Here is a 22,230-nt window from a genome sequence, read left to right on the forward strand (position 1 = left end):
TCACGTGCGAGCTCGCCGCAGCGCGAGTGACCGCGATGAGGCATGCGCACGCTGGAAGAAAGGACCGCCGATTATGAAACGGCCTCCCCGGAAACCTTGTCGAAAAGGTGCGTTCGCTCCAGATCGATGGCGACATCTATCGGGCAATCCGGCGCCGCAGAAACACCGACTTGCATCTGCGCCGTGAATGGAAATGCGCCCACGGTTCCAATCACGAGAGTATGCGGCCCGAGCGGCTCCACGTCTTTCACCATCATGCGGACGGAGGAGCCCGATGGCGCATCTTGCCGCAGCACGTGGTCGGGCCGCACGCCGAGCACAACCGGCTTGCCGATGCTCCCTGCATAGGCCGCCTCTCGGGATTTCGGCAATCTCAACGCCGTACCCGAGGGTTCGGTGAAGATCAGTGCACCGTCGCGAGCGGCAATCTCCCCGTGGATGAAATTCATGCTGGGCGCGCCCATGAAGCCCGCGACGAAGAGATTGCTTGGTTTCTCATAGATCGTGATCGGGTCAGCTGCCTGCTCGATGCGGCCGCGATTCATCACCACGACCCGATCGGCCATGGTCATGGCTTCGACCTGGTCGTGCGTGACGTAAACGATCGTCTTGGCGAGGCGGCGATGCAATGCCTTGATCTCGGTCCGCATCTCGATGCGGAGCTTGGCGTCGAGGTTTGACAATGGCTCGTCGAAGAGAAACACGTCCGGGCTGCGCACGATGGCACGGCCGATCGCCACGCGCTGACGCTGCCCACCGGAGAGCTGCTTGGGCCGACGGTTCACGTATTGCTCGAGGTCGAGAACCCGCGCCACGTCCTCGACGGCTTTCGCGATACTGGCGCGCGACTCGCCCCGCGCCTTCATGCCGTAGCCGATATTCTCGCCAACAGTCATATGCGGATAGAGCGCATAGTTCTGGAACACCATCGCGCAATTACGCAAGCCTGGGCGCAGCTGCGTCACATCGCGACTACCGATACGAATGGTTCCGCTGGTGACCGTCTCCAATCCCGCGATCATGCGCAACGTCGTGGTCTTGCCGCAGCCGGACGGTCCGACAAGCACGACAAACTCCTCGTCGGCCACACTCAGATTAAGCCCCTCGATGATCTTGTAGGGCCCATATGCCTTGCTGACGTTCTCGATCTCGACGTGCGCCATGGATTCCTTTTTCCGTCCCCTATATCGACGGCCAACAAAGCCCGGATGATGCTCACGCATCATCCGGGGCAGTCTCCGCGGGAAGCTAGTTCTTCGGTGAGAGGCCCATCGCCGCGCGATAGGCGGCGAGTTGCTTCGCACGGCCGAACTCATCGGTCAGGCGATTCCATTCCTTCGCGACCGCGTCCAACGCGGCCTGCGGCGTGGTCTGGCCGGCCAGCGCCTTGCCAAGCTCGATCTCCACAACTTCAGTGTAGGAGAAATAGCCGGGCAAACGCATGTCGAGCGCAACGTTCTTGCCGTTAATGGAGTCGGCCTGGGCGCCGAGATATTCCTTGGCTTCCGTCGGCGAGAAGATCTTGCTCCACAACTCCAGATTCGTGGTGTGCGACTTGCGGTATGGGTTGACACCCGTGCCACCGGTAATCGCGGCCTTGCCGGAGACTTCGGGGCTTGTCAGCGTCTTGACGAAATCCCATGCGGCCTGCTGGTTCTTGCCCACCTTTGGCACGGCAATCTGCCATCCTCCGAACGCCATGAAGGGTGCCGGCAGCACTGCCGGAAACTTGTCCCACTTCTTGGTTTTGGCGTTCCATATCTCGTCAGAGCCGGGCAGCACTGCAGAGCCTACCTTGCCGGAAATCTTCGATTGCTTGGGGTCGGCGGCGATCACGCCGGTGTCGCCCCAACCGATCGACTCGGCCACCTGGCCGCCGGCGACGGCGGCATTGACCTCGCCGAACGAAAAGTTCAGCGCATTGGGCGGGCCAAGCTTGGAAGCGCGAATATATTCCTCCAATCCCTTCACCCAGCCCGGATTGTTGATCTGGGCATCCATCGTTTCAGGATCGAAGAACATCGCGCCCGGATAGTTCGGGTTGTTGGTATAGGCCGCCGCGTGGCTGAAGAAGAACCAGAACTGCTGGCCACCGCGACGGAAGGCCTCCGCCGTGCCCCAGAGTCCCTTGTCGGGGCGCTGAAAGAACTCCGCGATGTCGAGATATTGCTTCCAAGTCTTTGGCGGCGCCAGGTCGTAGCCGTACTTGGCCTTGAAGGCGTCCTTCTCCTTGGGATCGCTGAACAGGTCGGTGCGATAGGTGTAGGTGTGAACGTCGCCGTCCATCGATTGCGAATAGATCTTGCCTTCCCACACCATCAGGCGCTCACGGTAGGCCGGCTCGACATCGTCCCAATCCTTGCCGGACTGCATCTCTTTCGGCATCTCGCTGAGATAGGTGACGAAGTCGGGCAGCCAGGCCGGCGCAAAGCTGACCAGATCGAATGTCGCGTCCGATCCGGTAAGCGATGTAACGATCTTCGGGTAGAGCTCCGACCAGGGGAACTCGACCACATTGACCTTGCCGCAGGTCTTCTTGGTCCATTCGTCCGCGCCGAGCTTGAGCGCGGAGGCGATATACGGTCCGGTCTGCGACGCCACAGTCAGGGTGACGCCGGAGTAATCCGGGCTACAGGCAGCGTTCGCCTGGCTCGCGGTGCAAGCCATCGCGAGCGAGGTGGTCAGCATCAGAAACGTCCGTCGCAACATCGTCCAGTCCTCCCTACATAGGTTTTTGCTATTTGATCGCTCCGAGCAGCAGGCCCGACCGCATCATGCGGCTGAGCAGGCCTGCCATGATCATCATCGGAATGATGGCGACGAGCGCCGCGGCCGAGATCGCCCACCATTCGTCGCCGCGCTGGCTGTTCTGTCCCGCCACCAGGATCGGCAGCGTCTGCCACCTGGAATTGGTCAGGAACAGCGCGAACAGGAACTCGTTCCAGACGAAGGCGAGCGTGATCATGAAAGTCGCCAGCAGTCCGTTCATCGACATTGGCACCACGATGCCGAGGAAGATGCGCCAACTCGGCACGTTGTCGACCATTGCGGCTTCTTCGACCTCGATCGGAATGGCCTCGAAAAAGTCGCGCATCAGCCAGACCACGATCGGCAGCGAGAACGCGACGTAGCACAGCGTCAGGCCGACATAGCTGTCGATGAGCTGGAATCCGAGCCGGCCGATTTCGCTGTAGAGGAGATACAGCGCGAAAGCCGTGACGATCGGCGGAAACATGCGCTGGCTGACGAACCAGAACAGGATGTCTTCATTGCCGAGGATCGGCCCCGGCAGCGGCAGGCGGTTGGCCAGGATTGCAGCGCCAAGCGCGATCGGGAACGCCAGCAGCAGCGCCTGCGCGCGGGTGAATCCGAGCGAATTGTTGAACAGCAGATAGCCGCCGAGCGCGAGCAGGAAGAAGATCAGGCCGGCGCCGAAGCGCACCCTGAATTCGAACCGCACCAGCGCATAGGCCGCCATTGCGCCGACTGCAGTCGCGATCGCCGCCGCCGACAAGCCAACGATTGTCGAGTTCAAAAAGGTCCGGAAGAACTCGCCACGGATACCCTGATAGAGATCAATGAAGGGCTGCAGGGTCGGCGTGAAATCGACGAACGGAATATAGGTCGGGCCGCCGACCACGCCCGGCGGGGTCTTGAACGCCGTCACGACCACCCAATAGAGCGGAAACGCCGAGATCAGGCACCATGCGAAGACACCGGCCGCGACCAGGCGGCGGCTCCAGCGCGACAGTCCGGTAAGGCCCTGCCCGCTCATCGGCGCTTCTCCAGATGCGGCCGCAGCAGCGCCAGATAAGTGACGCCAATGATCGTGATGGCGATCAGGAACAGGAAGCTGAGCGCCGACGTGTAGCCGAGATTGAACTTCTTGAAACCCTCCTGATAGGCGAACAAGGTCAGGGTCTCGGTGTCCACACCCGGTCCGCCGCCCGTCATCACGAATACGGTGTCCATGATCTTGTAGCTCTCGATCAGGCGGATGAAGACAACCGCGGCAGAGATCGGCAGCATCATCGGGAAGGTGATGCCCCAGAACTGTTGCCAGGCGCTGGCGTTCTCGAGCTCGGCCGCCTCGTAGACATCTTCGGGGAGCGTTTGCAGGCCAGCCAGCATCATCAGGATGACGAACGGGGTCCACTGCCAGATCTCAACAGCGATGATGCAGGCGAGCGCCCAATGACCGTTGGTGAGGAACGGCAGGTTCGCCATGCCGAACATGGACAGGAACTGGTTGAGCGGCCCCATGGTCGGATTGAAGATCATGCGAGCAACAAGGGCGACGGCAACCGGGGCCAGAAGCATGGGCAGCAGCAAGGCCACGCGAAATAGCCGCTCGCCCGGAACGCGCGCCTTCAGCGCGAGCGCAACGCCAAACCCGATCACGTATTGCAACCCGACGGCAATGAACGCGATCAGCGTCGTCGTGAAGATCGCATTCCAGAAGCGCGGCTCTTGCAGGAGCGTAGCGTAATTGCCGAACCACACGACCCGCGGCGGGATCGGCGGAATCAGGCGATAGCTGAGGAAGCTCGTGGTGAACGAATAGATCAGCGGAAAGATCGAAATCGCCAGCACGACGAGCACCGCCGGCCAGATGAAGACATGCTTGATCGGATCGTTCCGCATCATGAGCAGATCATCCCTTCAACAGGGCTTCAATCTCAGCGCGCCGCGGCATGGCAGGCGCAGTCCCCGCGCGCGTCACGGAAATCCCCGCCGTGGCGGAGCCGAAGCGCGCCGCTTCCAGGGGATCGGCGCCGCCCGCGAGCGCTGCAGCGAAGCCGCCGACGAAGGCATCGCCCGCGCCCGCGGTTTCGACCACCTTGCCGGCGGCGAACGGGGGCACGTGCAGCGAGCGATCTCGCCCGTGAAACAGCGCTCCGCGTTCGCCGAGCGTGATCAGCGCGATCCCCGCTCCCTTGGCCAGCAACGCGTCGCCGGCGCGGCGGGCGCCGACAAGATCGCTCACCGCGATCCCCGTCAGTGCCTCGGCCTCGGTCTCGTTGGGAACGACGTAGTCGCACAAGGCAAACAGGCTGTCGTCGAATGCGCCCGCGGGTGCCGGGTTGAACACGGTGATGCTGCCCGCGGCGCGCGCGATCTCGAGGCCGCGCTGCGCGGCTGCGGCCGGTTGCTCAAGCTGGGTCACGAAGACGCGGCTAGAGCGGATCGCCTCCGCCGCCGCATCGACGTCGGTGGGGCTGAGACCGTCGGCCGCTCCGCTCACCACGATGATGGCGTTGTCGCCGCGTGTCTCGTGGACATAGATGAAGGCCGCGCCGGTCGGCGCCTCCGCGGTCCTGGCGACGCGCGGCCGAATTCCTTCCGTCTCCCACGTCTTGATGGCAAGATCACCGAAGGCGTCGCGGCCGATCCGGGAGATGAAGGTCACGTCCGCACCCGCGCGCGCAGCGGCCACGGCCTGGTTCGACCCCTTGCCGCCTGGTCCCATGGCAAATCCCGAGCCGGCGATCGTTTCACCGATCGCGGGCATGTCGCCGGCCCGGAAGGCCAGATCGACGACGAAGATGCCGAGCACTGCGACGCCAGTCTTGCTCATGGTCATCACTCTCCGTCCGGCGCGATGACGCCCTTGGAAAACAGGAAGCAGCCGTAGAAGCGCCGCTCGCCGGTGGCGATCACGCAATAGGCCGTCTTGGCCTTTTCATAGAAGGCATGGCGCTCGACCCCGACCAGCGGCCAGGAGCGTCCCTCGGCGCGGTCGATCGCGGCCTGCACCTCGCGCTGCACCGGCGGCACCTCCTGGGGCTGGCCAACAATCTCCATGCGGATCGCGGCATCGTCGACGAACGTATCGAGCGGCAACACCGAGAGGATGGCTTCGATCGCCTTTGCGGTACTGACATTGTCGATGCGAAGCAGCTCACCGAACACGGTCTGGCGCGCGATGGAGTCGGCAGGAAAATTGGTGTCGCACACCACGAGGCGATCCCCGTGCCCCATTGCGCGCAAGGCATAAAGCACGTCGGCATTGAGCAGTGGATTGATGCCCTTGAGCATGTTGCGTCTCTCCCTTGTCTTCAAAAAATCGCCCGAACTCTGATGGTCCGGATGCCAACCCGTATCACCGCAAGGTGACGTCTTTAGTCCCCATAGGGAATCCAGATGTTCTTCACCTGCACCGCGTGGCGGAGCAGGATCGGACCTTCGCTCGCCGCCCGGTCGTACCAATCGAGCGCCAGCCCGTGGTCGACCAGCGTGCGCTTGAGGTTGCCGATCGACAGCCGCTCCGCAGCAGTCGAGGCCTCCTGCGAGCCGAACACCCAGAGCGCATCGACGTCGTCATGCTCGGCAAGGACCTTTGCAAGCGCATCGCGCTCGCCGGTGACGATATTGACGACGCCTGCCGGCACATCCGACGTCTCCAGCACCTGATAGAAATCCGTCGCTGCAAGCGGATGCCGCTCGCTTGGGACGGCGACGACGCGGTTGCCCATTGCAATCAACGGTGCCACCAGGCTGATGAAGCCCAGCAACGGGGCCTCGTCCGGACAGGCGACCCCGACCACGCCGATCGGCTCGTGCATGGCAAGTGCCACGCCGCGCAACGGCGGTGCATGGATCGTCCCCTCGTATTTGTCGGCCCAGGCCCCATAGCTGAACAGCCGTTCGATACTCGCCTCGACCTCCGCGCGCGCCTTGGCGGGCGAAACGCCAGTCATATCACCGATGCGCCGGGCGAACTCGTCGCCACGCGCGGACAGATTCTCGGCAAGGTAGTAGAGGATTTGGGCGCGATTATGCGTCGTCGCCCGCGCCCAGCCCTCGGCCGAGCGCGCAGCGGCCACCGCGTTACGGATATCCTTGCGATTGCCCTCGCCGGCTTCGCCGAGGTGCTTCCCCTTCGGCGACAGCACCGCGCGCGAATAATTTCCGTCGGGACGAACCTGCTTGCCGCCGACGAACAGCTTGGCGGTTCGGTCGATCGACGGCGTGCCAAATCCGGTGCCGTCGTTAGAAGCCGCCGGGGATGGCGGCGGCACCTTCGCGCGCGCCTTCCGCCCGCTCCAGGCTTTCGGCTTGAGATATTCGTAGAGACCTTCCCGGCCGCCCTCGCGACCGAAGCCGGACTCGCGATAGCCGCCGAAGCCGACGCTGGCATCGAACAAATTGGTCGCATTGACCCAGACCACGCCGGCCTGAAGCTTCGGCGCGATATCGAGCGCCAGTCCGATGGTCTCGCTCCACACGCTGGCGGCAAGGCCATAGCGCGTGTTGTTGGCGAGCATCACCGCCTCGTCCGGCGTGCGGAACGTCATCGCGACCAGCACCGGGCCAAAGATCTCCTCGATCGCCACGGTCGATGACGGATGTACGTTCCAAAGTAAGGTCGGGGGATAGAAGCATCCCTCAGCGGGGATCGGCCCCGGCGCCTGATACTTCTCAGCGCCCTCCTTGACGCCGGTTTCGACCAGCGCCTTGATCCGCTCGAGCTGCACCGGTGCGACCACCGCGCCCATGTCGATCGCCTTGTCGAGCGGCGGACCCACGCGCAGCGTCTCCATGCGGCGGATGAGGCGCTTGCGGAATGTCTCTGCGATCCCTTCCTGCAGCAGAAGCCGCGATCCGGCACAACAGACCTGGCCCTGGTTGAACCAGATCGCATCGACCACGCCTTCCACGGCGCCATCGATGTCGGCGTCGTCGAATACGATGAACGGCGACTTGCCGCCGAGCTCGAGCGTCAGCGACTTCCCGCTGCCTGCGGTCGACTGACGGATCAATCGACCGACCTCGGTCGACCCGGTGAAGGCGATCTTGTCGATACCGGGATTTTCGACGAGCAACGCGCCGGTGGCGCCATCACCCGTCACCACATTCAACACGCCGGGCGGCAGGCCGGCTTCCGCCGCAAGCTCGGCGAACAGCAGCGCGGTGAGCGATGTGAACTCTGCCGGTTTCAGCACCACGGTATTGCCGGTCGCCAGCGCGGGCGCGATCTTCCAGGCCAGCATCAGCAGCGGAAAGTTCCAGGGGATGATCTGGCCGATCACACCGACGGGGACGTGGTCGGCGAATTCGCGGTCCTGCAATTGCGCCCAGCCGGCGTGATACAAGAAGTGGCGCGCAGCGAGTGGCACGTCGAGATCGCGGGTTTCCCTGATCGGTTTGCCATTGTCGATCGCTTCCAACACCGCGAACAGACGAGCATGACGTTGCAGCATGCGCGCGAGCGCATAGAGATGACGGGCACGACCGTGACCACCGAGCTTTGCCCATGACGACTGCGCCGATCGCGCGGCGCCGACGGCGGCCTCGACATCCGCTGCGATGCCTTGCGCGATCTTGGCCAGCGTCTTTCCGGTGGCAGGCTCGATCGTCGCCAGATGCTTGCCCGAAGCCGGCGCGACGAATTTACCGGCAATGAAATGCCCAAACGTCGCGTCGTGCCGCTTCAGCCAGGCGCGCGCCTCGCCGTCCGCCTCGGGAGCGGGACCATAATCCATGGTCTCGTAGTAATGTGCGATACTCATGCTCAGCCCACGGGATGACGGTTGAAGGCCGAGTAGCGGCCGGTGACGTGATGCTCGAGCTGGCGCTCGATGTCGGCGAGCAGGCTTGAGGCGCCGACGCGGAACAGATCCGGCTCGAGCCAATCGCGTCCCAACTCCTCCTTCATCAGGAACTGGTAGTTGAGCACATCCTTCGCCGTCGAGATTCCGCCGGCCGGCTTGAAGCCGATCTTGAAGCCCGTGCGCTCCTCATAGACCCTGATCATGCGCAGCATCGCCAGCGTCACCGGCAGCGTGGCATTGACGCCTTCCTTGCCGGTGGAGGTCTTGATGAAGTCAGCGCCAGCCATCATGCAGACCATCGACGCCTTGGCGACGTTGCGCAGCGTTTTGAGGTCACCGGTTGCCAGGATCGTCTTCAGATGCGCGTCGCCGCAGGCTGCGCGGAAATCCCTGACCTCGGCGTAGAGAGCGCGCCAATCTCCGGTCAGCACATGCTCACGCGTGATGACGATGTCGATCTCCTGCGCACCGTCCCTGACGGACGCCTCGATCTCCTTGAGTTTCAGATCGTGAGGCACGAGGCCTGCCGGAAATCCCGTCGAAACCGCAGCGACCGGAATGTCGTACCCATCGAGCGCTTCGACCGCGGTTGCGACGAAGCGGTGATAGACGCAGATCGCGCCCGTGTGCAGCCCGCGCCCGGCAAAGCCGAGCGCTTCGAGGAGATCGCTGCGTATCGGCGCCCTCGCCTTGGCGCAGAGTCGCTTCACCCGTTCGGCCGTATCGTCGCCGTTGAGTGTTGTCAGATCGATGCAGGTGATCGCCTTAAGCAACCACGCCGCCTGCGCGTCCTTCTTGACGGTGCGCCGGCCCGGCAGGCTCGCAACGCGGCGCTCGGCGGCGGACAGATTGATCCGGATATCATCGACCCAGTCCATCTCGAGCGCGCGGCCGCTGTTGCGCGCGATCGGATGCGGATGATTGTGATCCCGCGCATGGGGCTGCGCCGGCACCGCGGATGGATTTGATATCAAGACGCCCTGCGCCATCGGTACGCCGCGCAATGCTAGCGAATCGGCTGAAACGGCAGATAGACTGAATGTGCCGATTGCAGCATGCGATCCTCCCATCCCTTGCCCGCTGGAGCTTCTGCTGCCTGCCATCGCTGACAGCGAAACGCCCCTCGGACCAGATGTTATTATTGTAACAAATTGACGTTGCTAAACTCACATCATTGTAAGATCATTGTCAACCGGATAAGCAAGCTCGGTGACGAAAATGACTGAAACACCGACCGCACGCTCCAGCGAGACCCGCGTCCAGCGGCTGCAACGGCTGCGACGCGCCGTCGAGACGAGCGGCGCACTGCATCTGAAGGACGCCGCAGAGCTGCTGAAGGTGTCGGAGATGACGGTCAGGCGCGATCTTGCCGGGCCCGAGGCGGCGCTCGCCCTGCTCGGCGGCTACGTCGTCAACGCGGCGGCGCCGACCGGGATCAAGTACACATTCGAACAGGAAATCGACCAGCACACGCAGGACAAGCGCCTCGCCTGCCGATCCGCGGCCGCCTCGATCAAGCAAGGTGACACCATCTTCATCGACTGCGGCACCACCATGCAGTCGCTGGCGGATTGCCTGCCCGAGGACATGCCGCTTTCGGTAATCTGCTATTCGCTGAACGTCGCCTCGATCGTCACCCACCGGCCAGCGACGCAGGTGATGTTGATGGGCGGACTCTACCATCCGTCGTCCCAGTCGTTCTCGTCGGATGACGGCCTGTCCTACCTGCGGCGGCTCGGGGTCAACAAGGCTTTCATCTCGGCCGGCGGCCTGCACTGGACCCGCGGCGCCAGCTGCTCGAACTTTCACGAAGTCGCCGTCAAGCAGGCCGTCATCGCTACCGCGATGGAGAGCATCCTCGTGGTCGACGCCAGCAAGCTCGGCAGCCTCAAGCCGGCGTTCTTCTCCGACGTCAGCTCATTCTCGCGGATCATCGTCGGTGGCTCCGTGTCGGCAGACACGCGCAAGCACTTCCGCAGCCTCCCCGTCGAATACGTCACCAGCACGGCCTGATCCGGACGGGGGCTGGTTCGCCCGGATCAGGCTTGCTGAGCGATGCGCGGTCTCGGTGGATCGCGCATCGCTGTTTCAGGCTAGTTGCAGGCGGGCTTCGCCTTTTTGCAGGCATCCGTCAGCTCGGCCGGCGGGTCCTTCTTGAATACGGTCTTGTAGGACTCCAGCACATTCGACTGCGTCACCGGCAGCGACTGCACGCCGATCCAGCCAGGCGTTTCCTTACCCAGCAGCGCGTTCATCATCGCCATCGCCTCGGCGACCCCCTGATCGTAGGGACGTTGCGAGCCGGTCGCCTTCAGCGGCCCGCCCTTGGCAATCTCGATCGCCGATTGCAGACCGAGGTCGACCGTCGTCATGGGAATATCGACGCCCTGAGCCCGCATCGAGCTCAGCGTGTCGAGCGCCGGTTGATCCCACACCGCGTACAGTCCCTTGACGTCGGGATTGCCGGTCAGGAAGTCGCCCGCGATCTGCGAGACCTTCGGCGGATCAGTGAAGTCGACCTGCTTCATCTTGATGTCGGGCCGGTTTGCTTTCATCCACTCCCGCACGCCCTTGGTGCGCTCGTTGGTGCTGAAATAGTCGACGCCGAAATTGACGAGACCGATGGTGCCGCCCTGCGCCACGCAGGATGCCAGGATCTGTGCCGCGATCTGGCCATTGCCCTGGCTATCGGCCGAGACCATCGTCGCATATTCCTCGGGATGCTTCAGACCAGTCGGGATGCTGTCCATCAGCACGAGCTTGATGCCGGCTTTGGCGATCTTCTTGTAGGTCGGCGCGGTCGCGGTGAAATCGACCGGAATCGAAATGATGCCGTCCGGATGCTGCTGGATCGTGTTCTCGATATCGGCGATCTGCTTGTCCACCTGATATTCGGCGGACGCGACGCCCGTTACCGTCACGCCGTACTTCTTCAGCGTATCGGTGATGCCCTGGATCTGGAGCTGCGACCAGTCGAGGTTGACCGTCTGCATGGAGATGCCGACCTTGAAGTTCTTCTCCTTGATCTTGGCGGCGTCGGCCTCCGACAGCGCGAGCACCTCGGGGGAAGCCGCCTTTTCGCCGTGGGGTCCCTGGCCGACGATCGACTTCGGCCCGAGCTTCGCGAGATCGACACTCTTGACGCAGGTCGCGGGCACTTCGGCGCGGGCCGACGGGATCATCGAGAGGGCGGCAGCGGCCACCAACGCAGTCAAAGGCAAGGTTTGTCGCAAGATTGGTTTCATTGTTTCCTCCATTTTTTGGTCGCCGATTCACCGGAGGGCCAGCGACCTTGCCCCTACCCGCGCAGCGCAATGAACTTGTTGTTCATGCGCCGCGCCTGACGTCGACTAGCGTTTCGTGAACGCAACCGCGGCAACGATGATCGCGCCCTTGATCACGAGCTGCATCGGCGAGCTCACGCCGAGCAGAACAAGGCCGTTGTTGAGCGTGCCGATGATCAAGCTGCCGAACAGCGTCCCCAGGATGTAGCCGCGCCCGCCGAACAGGCTGCAACCGCCGAGGATCACCGCGGCGATGACGTCGAGCTCCATGCCCTGCACGACATCTGGCCGCGCCGCATGTGAACGCGCCGACAGTACCAGCGCCGCCAATCCGGCCAGCGTGCCGGTCAGGACAAAGGCCGCAGTCGTGATCCGTTTGGTGTTGATGCCGGAATAGAGTGCCGCGGTCGGGTTGCCGCCGACCGCATAGATGCGCCGGCCGAACACGTTGTAGTGCAGCAGCAGGATGCCGATAGTCATCGCCGCCAAAGTCCAGGCGATCGGAACTGGTATGCCGAGGAACGTGCCTTCGCCAAAGATCGCGAAATAGGTTTCGTTGGTGATGATCACCGGCTTGGTGTTGGTCACCATCATCGCCAATCCCCGCGCCATGCTCAGCGAGCCCAGCGTCACCAGGAACGACGGGATCGATAGCTGCGTGGTCAGGATGCCATTGAGCAGCCCGACCAGCGCACCGGTGCCGAGCCCGGCCACGGCGCCCACGATCCAGCTGTTGTTGATCTGGCTCATCGCGAGAGCAGCCGCCATGCCCGACAGCGCCAATGTCGAGGCAACCGACAGATCGATCTGACGCGCGATGATGATGAAGGTCATGCCGACCGCGATGATCGACACCAGCGTGGTCTGGCGCCCGATGTTCAGGAAATTGTCGACCGAGAGAAACCAGGGCGAAGACAGGCTGAACACGACCAGCAGGATCACGAAGGCGATGTACAGCATGTACGGCCGCTCGCCCCGCAGCAAATTCTGGAGGATCTTGCGGCGGCGATCAGATGGGGTCGACGAGGCGACCACGTTGGGAGCAGTCAGTTCGGTCATGCGGGAAGCTCTTGCAAGTGGCCCGGCCCGGAGGCCTGGTACATCTGGAGGAGATGATGCAGCTCTTCGGCATCATCGATCTCGCCGCGCGACAGCGTGCGAGCCACACGCCCGTTGACGATCACGGAGATGCGGTCGCAGAGCTCGATCAGTTCGACGAGATCGGACGAGACGACCAGGACCCCGCTGCCGTCGCGGACGGCATTCCGGATCACGGCATAGATTTCCTCGCGCGCGCCCACGTCGACGCCGACCGTCGGTTCATCCAGGAGCAGCACGCGCGGCCGCGGATCATTCCATTTTCCGAACACGACTTTTTGCTGGTTGCCGCCGGAGAGCGTCCTGACCAGGCTGAACGCGCCCGGCGCCTTCACCGAAAGCCTGGCGACCGCGGTTTCCGCACGCCTGGCCGCGGCGCGTTGCTGCATCCAGCCCCAGCGCGAGAAATGGGGAATTCGCGGCAAGGTGACGTTTCGCTCGATCGAATGGTCCAGGACCAGACCCTGCACATGCCGGTCTTCCGGAACCAGCGCGATGCCCTGCTCGATCGCATCGGCAGGCCCTCTCGGCAGCCATCGCCGGCCCTCGATCTCGATTGCGCCGCTCTCGAGCGGCCGGAGGCCAAACACTGTCTCCAAAATCTCCGTGCGGCCGCTGCCGATCAATCCGGCGAGGCCGTGGATCTCGCCCTTCAGCACGGACAGATCGACGGCGCGAAGCCGGTCGTTGGACACGTCGGACAGCGACAGAACCGGCGACGGAGCCAATTCACGCTTCGCGACAGGTTCGGTGCGCGGGCCCGCGGGTGCCGATCGATCGGTTCCGACGATCGCGTTCACCAGCCGCTTCATGTCGGTCTCGGCGGTGACAAACGTGCCCGCGTTAGCGCCATCGCGCAGCACCGTGACGCGCTGCGAGATCTCGAACACCTCATTGAGCCGATGGGTCACATAGATCACGCCGACTCCGCGGCGCGTCGCCTTCCCGATCGCATCGAACAGGATCCGAACCTCATCCGATGTCAGCGAGGAGGTCGGCTCGTCGAGGATCAGAAGCCGGACCTCGCCCATCAGCGCCTTGGCGATCTCCGTCATCTGGCGATAGGCGAAAGGCAGCGAGCCGACGGCCGCTCTCGTATCCAGGGGAATGCCGAGCGCGTTCAGGAACGCCTCGGCCCTGGCCATCAGCGCGCGCTGCCGGACGAAGCCGAAACGCGCACGCGGCTCACGGCCGAGCAACAGATTGTCCGCAACGCTCAAGGATTCGACGAGGCTGAGATCCTGATAAACGACAGCGATCCCCGCCTCGCGCGACTTCGCCGGGCTGTCGAATTCTACCGGCCTGCCGGCGATCGCGATCGTGCCGCTGTCGAGGGCATGAACACCACTGAGAATCTTGATCAGGGTAGATTTTCCCGCGCCGTTCTCGCCCAGTAGCGCATGGACCTCGCCGGCGCGAACCTCGAGGTTGACGTCACGCAGCGCTCGCACGCCGCCGAAGCGCTTGTTGATGCCACTGACCATCACAAGCGAGGTCGACGACCGAGGTTCTGCTGCAACCGGACCGGACAGTTCCAAACTTTCCTCCCGTCGCCCCGCGAGACGCTGGTACGATGGTGACATATTGTTATTTTTGCAACTTATCCTGTTATAATTCTATCATCTCCGCCGACCTGTCAATGGCGGATCACGCCGCGGGGCCGGATCCAGCCCTGGCCCTATCTCGATTTGTGCGGTTGCGAACGTCAGTACAGACAGCCGGCTTTCCCAGCGCGGATCTGTTCAACATCAGGAGCGGACCAAGGCATCACGACGCGCTCTATTCGGTCCTGGCCGCAACACCCGATCATCAAAGCTAGAGGAGGCAGGCCCCGCGATCGATCAGCGCAAGCGTGTGCCGACAGAAAGGTAGATGCATAGGCGACGCGTGACAGCCATGGCGATGAGGCGGCCTCAGCCAAGCGCACTAGAGCGCGCGCGACACTTCGCTCCAATTCTGTGGACGACAATCCCCGTGATACGTCGTGCTCGTCGCATCATTCCCGCCGCGCGGGATTACTATTGAACGCTACGCGAATCTCACCACTCGCGCCCCTGCACGAGCAACAGCGCTGATCATGCACACGCGGGCTCTCTCGGCGACGGCGACCGCCGGCTGGCAACCCAACCACTTCCATTGCGCTTGCCCATCGGTTCCGCTGACGAATTTTCGTTTCGACGTGCTGTGTCTCCCCGCTCTGAACTCGACCCATGATTGATTTTCGGATGGGCACCCTAGATTTCCGAAGATCTTCATTCGCCAAGGGCGCGTCGCGTGTGCCAATCCGTCACTGATTGGAAGGCATACCCGGCGCGGGCAAGCATATCTTCGGACAGATGCGGGCCGACGAGCTGCATGCTGAGCGGCAACCCGTCCGCCGCCATGCCGTTCGGTAGCGTGATGGTCGGGCTGCCCGAGAAGTCGAATACCGCCGTGAAGCGCAGGATGCTGAGCAGCACGTTCGGATCGGCGCCGTATTCGCCCATCTTGGTCAGCGTTGGGATCGGCACGGGCATGGTGGGAATCAGGAGCAGGTCAATATCGCCGAACAGCGCCGCGAGGCTGCCGCAGAACTTCAACCGCTCATGATGGATCTGAGCGATCTCGACGCCGCCGATCGATCTGCCCTGCTCGATCAGCTGCGCCAGGTCGGGACCGTATTCCGACTTCCGCGACGGATAGGTCTCGAGATGCGCCTCTGCGGTCTCGATGGAGCACATCGGAATCCACATGCTCACGAGCTTCTCGTAAGCTGGGAACTTGACCTCACGAATATCGGCGCCGAGGTCCGCAAGCGTACGCTCCGCTTCCAGCAAGGCGGCGACCACCTGCGGATCGATCCCGTCCTGCGTGTAGCTGCGGTCCACGCCAATGCGTAAGCCCCGCACGCCGTCACCGATCCCCGCCAGATAGTTCGGCACCGGCGCCTGAAGGGCGGTCGGATCATTGACGTCTGCGCCCGCGATGACGCCGAGCATGGCCGCGGCATCGGCTGCGCTCCGGCACATCGGCCCGACATGGTCGAGGGAGTCAGCCAGCGGGAAGACGCCGTGGCGGCTCACACGTCCCCAGGTGGGCTTGATCCCGGTCAGCCCGCACGTCGCCGACGGAAACCGGATCGAGCCGCCGGTGTCGCTGCCGATCGAGCCAAAGCAAAGTCCCGCCGAAGTGGCCACGCCCGATCCGCTTGAGGAGGAGCCGACCCAGTAGTCGGTCCCCCAGGGATTGAGCGGCGCCTGGTCGTCGGGATGATGGCTCGTATAGGCGCCCTCGGTCATTTTTAGCTTGCCGAGCGTGACGGCGCCGGCGTGTTCGAGCCGGTCCACGATCGTCGCGTTGAAGGAGGGGACGAACCTAGCGTGGACCGTGGTACCTCCAGCGGTCGGCGCGAAAGTGGTGTAGCAGAGATCCTTCAATCCAATCGGCACGCCGTGCAGCGGCCCGCGCCAGATGCCCTTGCCAAGCTCGGCGTCACAGCGCTTGGCCTGCGCCATGGCCCGCTCGGCGAGAACGAGCGCGTAGCCGTGAAACTTCTGATCGAGCTTCGCGATCCGGCCCAGCATCACCTCGGTCACTTTCGAAGGGAGAAGCTCGCCGCGGCGGAACAGCTCGGAGATTTCGATGATCGACTTGTAGTGAATTGGATCTGCTGACATCTGACAGCCCTGCTGTTGTCGGAAACGGCTTCGCCCACCGGCGCCGCAGACGGCCCGGTCTCGTGGCTGCGCTACTCAATAAGCGCCTAGAACTGCACCCCGCGCGTGAGGGCACCATCGACCACGAGGTTGGTCCCCGTGATGAAGCTCGCGGCCTTGCTGGCAAGGAACACCGCACCGTTCGCCATTTCCTGCGGCGTGCCCATGCGGCCGGTCGGGTTGAGCGCCAGCGCGGTCTTGTAAAGCTCGGGATTGCCGTCCTTGATCTGATTCCAGACACCGCCCTCGAAATAGGTGTTGCCCGGCGACACCGAATTGGCGCGGATGCCCTTGCTGGCTAGCTGAAAGGCGAGCCCCTGTGTGTAGTGAATGATCGCGGCCTTGAACGTGCCGTAGGGGCCGCTGGCGAAATCGACTTCGCGGCCCGACACGCTGGAAATGGTGACGATCGCGGCGGCCTTGCTCTTCTCCAGATACGGCATCGCAGCGTTGACCAGCCGCACGGTGCCCATCATGTCGGTGGAGAATTCCTTTTCCCAGCTCTCCTCGTCCTGTCCGATCGACAGCGCACTGACATTGGCGACCACGACGTCGATGCCGCCAAGCTTCGAGGCCATGTCCTCGACCCAGGCCTTGAGCGCCGGGCCGTTGGAGACATCGACCGAACTACCAAAGGCGGCGACGCCCTTCGCCTTGATCGCGGCGACCGCGCTATCGACATCGGCCTTGTTGCGCGCGCAGATGCCGACATCCGCGCCTTCCGCCGCGAATGTGTCGGCGATCGCCCTGCCGATCCCCTTGGTGCTGCCGGTGACGAGAACCTTTGCGCCCTTGAGTCCCAGATCCATGTCCATTCCCTCCCTATTGACGACTTGAAAACATGCCATGCGGCCGTTCAGAGCAGGAGCTGATCGCGGACATTGTCCTCGTTAACCTCGCCACCCGCCAGCGACTGCGCGATCCTGCCCTTCTCCATGATGTAACAACGCTCGGCGATTGCCAGGATCGTGTCGAGGTTCTGCTCGACGAAGATGATGGTGGTCCCGAGCTCGTCCCGGAACGATCTCAGCGCCTGGCAGATGTGCTGGACGATCGAGGGCTGGATGCCCTCGGACGGCTCGTCCAGGATCATCAAGGACGGATTGCCGATCAGCGCGCGGCCTATGGCGAGCTGTTGCTGCTCGCCGCCCGACATCGTGCCTGCAGCCTGCCGCCGGCGTTCCTTCAGCCGCGGAAAATACTCATAGACAAGCTCTGGCAGCTTCTTACCGCCGGGACCGCCGATCAACTCGCCGACCTGCAGGTTTTCCTCGACGGTCATCTGCGGAAAGACATCCCGCCCTTGCGGGATGTATCCGAAGCCCGCCCTCGCCCGCGCGTCGGCTTCGAGCTTTGTGACGTCCCGCTCCATGAAGCTGATCGTGCCACGCCAGGTTTGCAGCAAACCGATCAGGCACCGCATCAGCGTCGACTTGCCGACACCGTTACGGCCGATCACGCCGACAATCTCGCCGCGGGAGACCGACATGGTGACGCCCTGCAGAATCGGCGTCGCACCGTATCCCGCCCATAATTCAGATACGTCCAGAATCCGGTTCGTGGGATTGGCTTCAGTGAGCATGCGTCTTACCGAGATAAATTTCCGCGACTTTCGCGTCCTGCAAAATGCTTTCGAGATCACCGCGTGCGAAAATCTTGCCGAGATGCAGCACCGTGACGCGCTGGGCGACCTGGCGCACGAAGGCCATGTCATGCTCGACGACAAGCACCGTCGTGCCTTCGGCATTGAACGACTTGATCAGTTCGCCGGTCTTGAAGGTTTCCTCCGGCGACATGCCGGCAGTCGGCTCGTCCAGCAGCAGGAGCTGCGGCTTCAGCGCCAGCGCCATCCCGATCTCGAGCCATTGCTGCTGTCCATGCGACAGCGCACCCGCGAGCTTATCGCTGTCCTGCCCCAGGTTGAGCAGAGTCAGCAGGCGATCCTCCTCGGCGATGCGTTCCGCGCCGGACAGTCGCTCCTGGAGCGCGATCTGGATGTTCTGCCGAACCGGCAGCTCCTTGAACACGCTCGGAGCCTGCATCTTGATGCTCATGCCTCGCTGAACGCGTCCGTAGGGACGCTCCTTGGTGATATCGACGGTATCGAACAGGATGCTGCCCTGGCTCGGCGGATAGAGACCCACGATCAGCTTGAACAATGTGCTCTTGCCGGCGCCATTGGGTCCGATCAGGCAGTGGACCTCGCCGGCGTTGACCGTGAGGTCGACGTCTGAGACTGCGGTCAATCCGCCAAAACGCTTGGATACGCCTTTGACTTCGACCAGCGACATGATCAGGACTCTTCCGACTGCAAGCGACCAGCCTCCGCCATGACGGGGCTATCATCGCGCCGCCGACGCCCGCTCCACCAATCGGCAGCAAGCTTGCCGATGCCGAGCACAAAACCCTGCGGCGCCAGCATCACCGTGGCGAGCAGCAGCGCTCCCATCAGCACGAGTGCTGCCTGCTGGCTGTAGACCGTGATGGTCTGAAAGCCGAACAGCAGCAGGAACGATCCGACCAGAGTTGCGGTCAGATCGCTCCGTCCAGAGAAAGCCACCCATACGATGGGCATCGCCGCCGCAGGCAGGCCGATGCTGGACGGCGTGATGAATTGGCCCCAGGACGTGTACAGCGCACCACTCAGCCCTGCGAGGCCGCTGCCGATCACGAAGGTCAGGAGCTGGTATTTCCGGACGTCATAACCCAGCATCTCGGCGCGCTGCGGGTTCTCGCGCGTCGCCACGATGACGTTGCCGATGCCCGAATTCACGAGCATGCGCAACGCCAGATAGACGATCACGATCAGCGCGATCATGACGTAGTAGAGCGCCGATCCCTCGATATAGAAGTCGCCGACGGCGAGCGGGTCCATGCCCTTCATGCCGTTGAAGCCATTCAGCCGCGCCGGGCCGATGTGCCATTCCGGCCCCGCCGTCTGGCCGAGGAAGAAGGCAAGCACCAGCGTCGCAGACAGCGTCACGATCCCGAAGAAGATGCCGTTGATGCCACCCCAGATCATGAAATAGCCGAGGATGCCGGCCGCCGCCATCGCAATGACAACGGACAGCGCAAGCGCGGCGATCGTCGCGGTGCCGCCGCCCATGTTGATCGCGAGCACGCCATAACCGTAACCGGCGATCCCGAAGAACAAGGTCTGGCCGAACGACAGCATCCCGCCATAGCCCCACATCAGGCAGAGGCCGAGCGCCATGAATATCCAGATCAGGAAATAGGCGAAATTCCCCACATCATAGGAGTCCGCGAACAGAGGATATGTCAGTGCGCCCGCGAGCACTGCAAGGAAGCAGGACCAGAAGACCTTGCCACGTCCGAGCGTCTGCGGACCTTCCAGCAGCTTGAACATCACAAATTCCCTTTAGCGCCCACGACGAACCAGGACGCTGGAGAGCCCCTCGGGCAACACCCGAATGATCAAAATAACGGCGACCAGCATGCCAATCTGTCCGATGATCTGGCCGTAGCTCGCGTTCAGCGCCATCCGGATCATCGCCAGGAACACAGCGGCCGGCGCTGTTCCGAGCAGCACGTTTGCCCCTCCGATTACGACCGTAACGAAGCTTTCGACCACGAAGGTCGCGCCCATGGTCGGGATCAGCGTCATCGTTGGCGCGTAGAGCGCCCCGCAAAGTCCGGCAAGGCCGGTGCCGATCCCGAAGCTGACCGAATAGATTCGGCCCGTTCGCGCGCCCAGCGCCTTCGCCATCGCCGCATTCTGCATCGTCGCGCGGGCGATCACACCAAAGCGCGTCTTCATGAAAACGATGTAGAGGCCGCCCAGCACGGCCACCGCGCAACCGAACAGAACCAGACGATAGGTCGAAAACGTATAGCCGCCGATTGCGAAGCTTCCTTCCGGCGTTCCGATGCCCCGCACGGCTGAACCGACAATCAGGAGCATCGATTGCGTCACGATGAGGCTGAGCCCCCAGGTGGCGAGCAGAGAATCCAGCGGCCGCTTGTAGAAGCGCCGCACGATCAGGAACTCGACGGCGACACCGATGAGCCCCGCCGTCAGCGCGGCCAGGATCTGGGCAATCGCAAGCGGAACGCCCAGATTCACCAGGCCGACGGTGACATAGGCGCCGCACATGATGAACTCGCCATGCGCCATATTGATGACGCCCATCATGCCGAACACGATAGCGAGACCTGCGGCCGAGAGAATGAGGAACGCGAACACATCGGCGAACTGATAGAATACCGAGAATACTTCAGCCGACATCTTGGTCCCTTTGCCGATCCCGGCGCCGCATCGTTGCGGCGCCGGCCTTGTCCAAGAGCGCAACTCTCAATACGAGCAAAATCCGTGCCCGTCAGGCGTCACGATTTCTTCGGGAGATGGCTCGGCGTGTATTGGTCCTTGTCGTTCTTCTTGGTGAGATCGCAACCGATCTCGCCAAGCCAGTACGGCTCGATCGTCCCATAGTCCTTCTCGACCTTCACCTCATGCTTCGGCCCGACAGAGATCAGGCGCATGCGGTGCGAGGTGTGCTGGCTCTTCGGATCGATGCACACCTTGCCTTCGGGAGCGTCGATGCATGCATCGCCGGTCGCGATGACCTTGCGCATGTCGTCGAGCTTGATCGACTTCGCCTTCTCGACCAGCGCCTTGTACATGTAGAGCGCATTATAGGCATTGTAGCCCATGTCGTTGATGTAGAGCTCGTCAGGGAATTTCGCGTGCCAGCGCTTCTTGAACTCGGTAGCCTCCGGCGTGTCGATCTCCTCGAACCAATTCGCAGTCGCATGCATGTTGTTGAGCGCCGGCGGCTTGAACCGCTTGTGCTCGAAGCCGAGCATGACCTTGATCGACGATCCCATCGGCAGGTTGAGGTTGGCCGCAGCCGCCTGCTCGAAGAACGAATCCTGGGCAGCACCGACGTTGATCGTGAGCAACCAATCCGGCTTCGCCTTCTGGATATTCTGGATGGTCTGCGCGAACTGCGACACGCCGAGCGGAATGAACTCCTCGCCGACGACCTCGCCGCCGAGATCCTTCATGATCTTGCGGTTCCACTCCGCCGAAATCTGACCGAAATTGTAATCGGCGGCGATGACATAGACCTTCTTGCCGAACTTCTCGACCATCCATGGAATCAGCGTCGAGAATTGCTGCTCCGGCACCGCGCCCATGCTGATCATGCTGGCGTCGCAGACGCCGCCTTCATACTGGTTGGTGTAGAAGTACGGTGTCGAGGTGCGATCGACGATCGGACGCAGCGCCTCGCGCGAGGCCGAGGTGATGCCGCCGATCAACACGTCGACCTTGTCGCGGTTGAGCAGTCGACGGCCGAACTCCTGATAGCGCGCGTTGTCGCCCTGCGGATCGAGGTGAATCAACTCGATCTGCCGACCAAGGATACCGCCGCTCTTGTTGATCTCCTCGACGGCCAGCTGAGAGCCGTGCAGCTTCGGCATGCCCATGAAGGCGAGGTCGCCCGACACGTCCTCGAGCAGACCCACCTTCAATGGCGGTTCCGCCGCCCGAGCAACACTCACCCCCGCCGCTGTACCGAGCATAGCGCCGAGCAAGACCATTCCGAGCTTACGTCCCGAATTCATCGCGATGTCCCC

At 62.9% G+C, this 22,230-nt stretch carries 19 protein-coding genes; 1 reads left to right on the top strand and 18 read right to left on the bottom strand.

Going from position 1 to position 22,230, the window contains the following annotated elements:
• Positions 1 to 71: 71 nt before the first annotated feature.
• The 8 genes from AB7008_RS33010 to deoC all read right to left on the bottom strand — a co-directional run bounded on the left by AB7008_RS33010 (position 72) and on the right by deoC (position 9,433).
• Complete coding sequence (locus AB7008_RS33010; RefSeq protein WP_441260148.1) at positions 72 to 1,163, bottom strand: ABC transporter ATP-binding protein; 1,092 nt, start codon at positions 1,161 to 1,163, stop codon at positions 72 to 74.
• An 85-nt stretch (positions 1,164 to 1,248) separates the two neighbouring features.
• Complete coding sequence (locus tag AB7008_RS33015; RefSeq protein ID WP_306326732.1) at positions 1,249 to 2,688, bottom strand: extracellular solute-binding protein; 1,440 nt, start codon at positions 2,686 to 2,688, stop codon at positions 1,249 to 1,251.
• Between the two features lie 49 nt (positions 2,689 to 2,737).
• Positions 2,738 to 3,775, bottom strand: coding sequence for a carbohydrate ABC transporter permease (locus AB7008_RS33020; RefSeq protein WP_304490501.1), 1,038 nt, complete (start codon positions 3,773 to 3,775; stop codon positions 2,738 to 2,740).
• Entirely contained in the window at positions 3,772 to 4,647 is an 876-nt protein-coding gene (locus tag AB7008_RS33025; RefSeq protein ID WP_441260149.1) for a carbohydrate ABC transporter permease, read from the bottom strand. Before AB7008_RS33025 ends, AB7008_RS33020 begins: the two co-directional genes overlap by 4 nt.
• A gap of 7 nt (positions 4,648 to 4,654) precedes the next feature.
• Positions 4,655 to 5,578 carry a ribokinase gene (gene rbsK, locus AB7008_RS33030; RefSeq protein WP_441260150.1) on the bottom strand — a complete coding sequence of 308 codons (924 nt, stop codon included), beginning with the start codon at positions 5,576 to 5,578 and terminating at the stop codon, positions 4,655 to 4,657.
• 5 nt (positions 5,579 to 5,583) lie between these two features.
• Positions 5,584 to 6,039 carry an RbsD/FucU family protein gene (locus AB7008_RS33035; protein ID WP_014494077.1) on the bottom strand — a complete coding sequence of 152 codons (456 nt, stop codon included), beginning with the start codon at positions 6,037 to 6,039 and terminating at the stop codon, positions 5,584 to 5,586.
• Positions 6,040 to 6,122: 83 nt separating this feature from the next.
• On the bottom strand, positions 6,123 to 8,513 hold the full coding sequence (locus AB7008_RS33040) for an aldehyde dehydrogenase family protein (protein ID WP_304490504.1): 2,391 nt from the start codon (positions 8,511 to 8,513) through the stop codon (positions 6,123 to 6,125).
• 2 nt (positions 8,514 to 8,515) lie between these two features.
• Complete coding sequence (deoC, locus tag AB7008_RS33045) at positions 8,516 to 9,433, bottom strand: deoxyribose-phosphate aldolase (protein WP_244463988.1); 918 nt, start codon at positions 9,431 to 9,433, stop codon at positions 8,516 to 8,518.
• A 340-nt stretch (positions 9,434 to 9,773) separates the two neighbouring features.
• Here deoC and AB7008_RS33050 point away from each other — a divergent pair, with 340 nt between their 5' ends.
• Positions 9,774 to 10,568: a DeoR/GlpR family DNA-binding transcription regulator gene (locus tag AB7008_RS33050; protein ID WP_304490505.1), complete on the top strand. Its 795-nt coding sequence runs from the start codon at positions 9,774 to 9,776 to the stop codon at positions 10,566 to 10,568.
• 80 nt (positions 10,569 to 10,648) lie between these two features.
• Here AB7008_RS33050 and AB7008_RS33055 read toward each other — a convergent pair whose 3' ends face one another.
• The 10 genes from AB7008_RS33055 to AB7008_RS33100 form a co-directional block, all read right to left on the bottom strand.
• The gene (locus AB7008_RS33055) at positions 10,649 to 11,800 is read right to left on the bottom strand and encodes a substrate-binding domain-containing protein (RefSeq protein WP_304490506.1); all 1,152 of its coding nucleotides are present in this window, start codon (positions 11,798 to 11,800) and stop codon (positions 10,649 to 10,651) included.
• 105 nt (positions 11,801 to 11,905) lie between these two features.
• The gene (locus tag AB7008_RS33060; RefSeq protein ID WP_028158378.1) at positions 11,906 to 12,898 is read right to left on the bottom strand and encodes an ABC transporter permease; all 993 of its coding nucleotides are present in this window, start codon (positions 12,896 to 12,898) and stop codon (positions 11,906 to 11,908) included.
• Complete coding sequence (locus tag AB7008_RS33065; RefSeq protein ID WP_441260151.1) at positions 12,895 to 14,475, bottom strand: sugar ABC transporter ATP-binding protein; 1,581 nt, start codon at positions 14,473 to 14,475, stop codon at positions 12,895 to 12,897. Before AB7008_RS33065 ends, AB7008_RS33060 begins: the two co-directional genes overlap by 4 nt.
• A 714-nt stretch (positions 14,476 to 15,189) precedes the next feature.
• A complete protein-coding gene (locus AB7008_RS33070; protein ID WP_304490508.1) occupies positions 15,190 to 16,593 on the bottom strand; it encodes an amidase in 1,404 nt (467 codons plus the stop codon).
• 86 nt (positions 16,594 to 16,679) lie between these two features.
• Positions 16,680 to 17,441 (bottom strand): SDR family NAD(P)-dependent oxidoreductase, encoded by a 762-nt coding sequence (locus AB7008_RS33075; RefSeq protein WP_304490509.1) that lies wholly within the window; start codon positions 17,439 to 17,441, stop codon positions 16,680 to 16,682.
• A 47-nt stretch (positions 17,442 to 17,488) separates the two neighbouring features.
• On the bottom strand, positions 17,489 to 18,214 hold the full coding sequence (locus AB7008_RS33080; protein WP_304490510.1) for an ABC transporter ATP-binding protein: 726 nt from the start codon (positions 18,212 to 18,214) through the stop codon (positions 17,489 to 17,491).
• The gene (locus tag AB7008_RS33085; RefSeq protein ID WP_441260152.1) at positions 18,204 to 18,923 is read right to left on the bottom strand and encodes an ABC transporter ATP-binding protein; all 720 of its coding nucleotides are present in this window, start codon (positions 18,921 to 18,923) and stop codon (positions 18,204 to 18,206) included. Before AB7008_RS33085 ends, AB7008_RS33080 begins: the two co-directional genes overlap by 11 nt.
• Positions 18,924 to 18,925: 2 nt before the next feature.
• Positions 18,926 to 19,999 carry a branched-chain amino acid ABC transporter permease gene (locus AB7008_RS33090; RefSeq protein ID WP_304490512.1) on the bottom strand — a complete coding sequence of 358 codons (1,074 nt, stop codon included), beginning with the start codon at positions 19,997 to 19,999 and terminating at the stop codon, positions 18,926 to 18,928.
• A gap of 12 nt (positions 20,000 to 20,011) precedes the next feature.
• Positions 20,012 to 20,878 carry an ABC transporter permease subunit gene (locus AB7008_RS33095; RefSeq protein WP_304490513.1) on the bottom strand — a complete coding sequence of 289 codons (867 nt, stop codon included), beginning with the start codon at positions 20,876 to 20,878 and terminating at the stop codon, positions 20,012 to 20,014.
• A gap of 98 nt (positions 20,879 to 20,976) precedes the next feature.
• The gene (locus tag AB7008_RS33100) at positions 20,977 to 22,194 is read right to left on the bottom strand and encodes an urea ABC transporter substrate-binding protein (protein WP_196236562.1); all 1,218 of its coding nucleotides are present in this window, start codon (positions 22,192 to 22,194) and stop codon (positions 20,977 to 20,979) included.
• Positions 22,195 to 22,230 lie beyond the last annotated feature (36 nt).

Source organism: Bradyrhizobium sp. 521_C7_N1_3, from assembly GCF_052075975.1.
GTDB lineage: Bacteria > Pseudomonadota > Alphaproteobacteria > Rhizobiales > Xanthobacteraceae > Bradyrhizobium > Bradyrhizobium japonicum.

Coding starts and splice junctions, on each gene's coding strand:
- AB7008_RS33020 (WP_304490501.1), bottom strand. CDS start 3,775: ATGAGCGGGCAGGGCCTTACCGGACTGTCGCGCTGGAGCCGCCGCCTG.
- AB7008_RS33040 (WP_304490504.1), bottom strand. CDS start 8,513: ATGAGTATCGCACATTACTACGAGACCATGGATTATGGTCCCGCTCCC.
- AB7008_RS33010 (WP_441260148.1), bottom strand. CDS start 1,163: ATGGCGCACGTCGAGATCGAGAACGTCAGCAAGGCATATGGGCCCTAC.
- AB7008_RS33050 (WP_304490505.1), top strand. CDS start 9,774: ATGACTGAAACACCGACCGCACGCTCCAGCGAGACCCGCGTCCAGCGG.
- AB7008_RS33070 (WP_304490508.1), bottom strand. CDS start 16,593: ATGTCAGCAGATCCAATTCACTACAAGTCGATCATCGAAATCTCCGAG.
- AB7008_RS33015 (WP_306326732.1), bottom strand. CDS start 2,688: ATGCTGACCACCTCGCTCGCGATGGCTTGCACCGCGAGCCAGGCGAAC.
- AB7008_RS33060 (WP_028158378.1), bottom strand. CDS start 12,898: ATGACCGAACTGACTGCTCCCAACGTGGTCGCCTCGTCGACCCCATCT.
- deoC (WP_244463988.1), bottom strand. CDS start 9,433: ATGGACTGGGTCGATGATATCCGGATCAATCTGTCCGCCGCCGAGCGC.
- AB7008_RS33035 (WP_014494077.1), bottom strand. CDS start 6,039: ATGCTCAAGGGCATCAATCCACTGCTCAATGCCGACGTGCTTTATGCC.
- AB7008_RS33080 (WP_304490510.1), bottom strand. CDS start 18,214: ATGCTCACTGAAGCCAATCCCACGAACCGGATTCTGGACGTATCTGAA.
- AB7008_RS33100 (WP_196236562.1), bottom strand. CDS start 22,194: ATGGTCTTGCTCGGCGCTATGCTCGGTACAGCGGCGGGGGTGAGTGTT.
- AB7008_RS33025 (WP_441260149.1), bottom strand. CDS start 4,647: ATGATGCGGAACGATCCGATCAAGCATGTCTTCATCTGGCCGGCGGTG.
- AB7008_RS33095 (WP_304490513.1), bottom strand. CDS start 20,878: ATGTCGGCTGAAGTATTCTCGGTATTCTATCAGTTCGCCGATGTGTTC.
- AB7008_RS33055 (WP_304490506.1), bottom strand. CDS start 11,800: ATGAAACCAATCTTGCGACAAACCTTGCCTTTGACTGCGTTGGTGGCC.
- AB7008_RS33090 (WP_304490512.1), bottom strand. CDS start 19,999: ATGTTCAAGCTGCTGGAAGGTCCGCAGACGCTCGGACGTGGCAAGGTC.
- rbsK (WP_441260150.1), bottom strand. CDS start 5,578: ATGAGCAAGACTGGCGTCGCAGTGCTCGGCATCTTCGTCGTCGATCTG.
- AB7008_RS33075 (WP_304490509.1), bottom strand. CDS start 17,441: ATGGATCTGGGACTCAAGGGCGCAAAGGTTCTCGTCACCGGCAGCACC.
- AB7008_RS33085 (WP_441260152.1), bottom strand. CDS start 18,923: ATGTCGCTGGTCGAAGTCAAAGGCGTATCCAAGCGTTTTGGCGGATTG.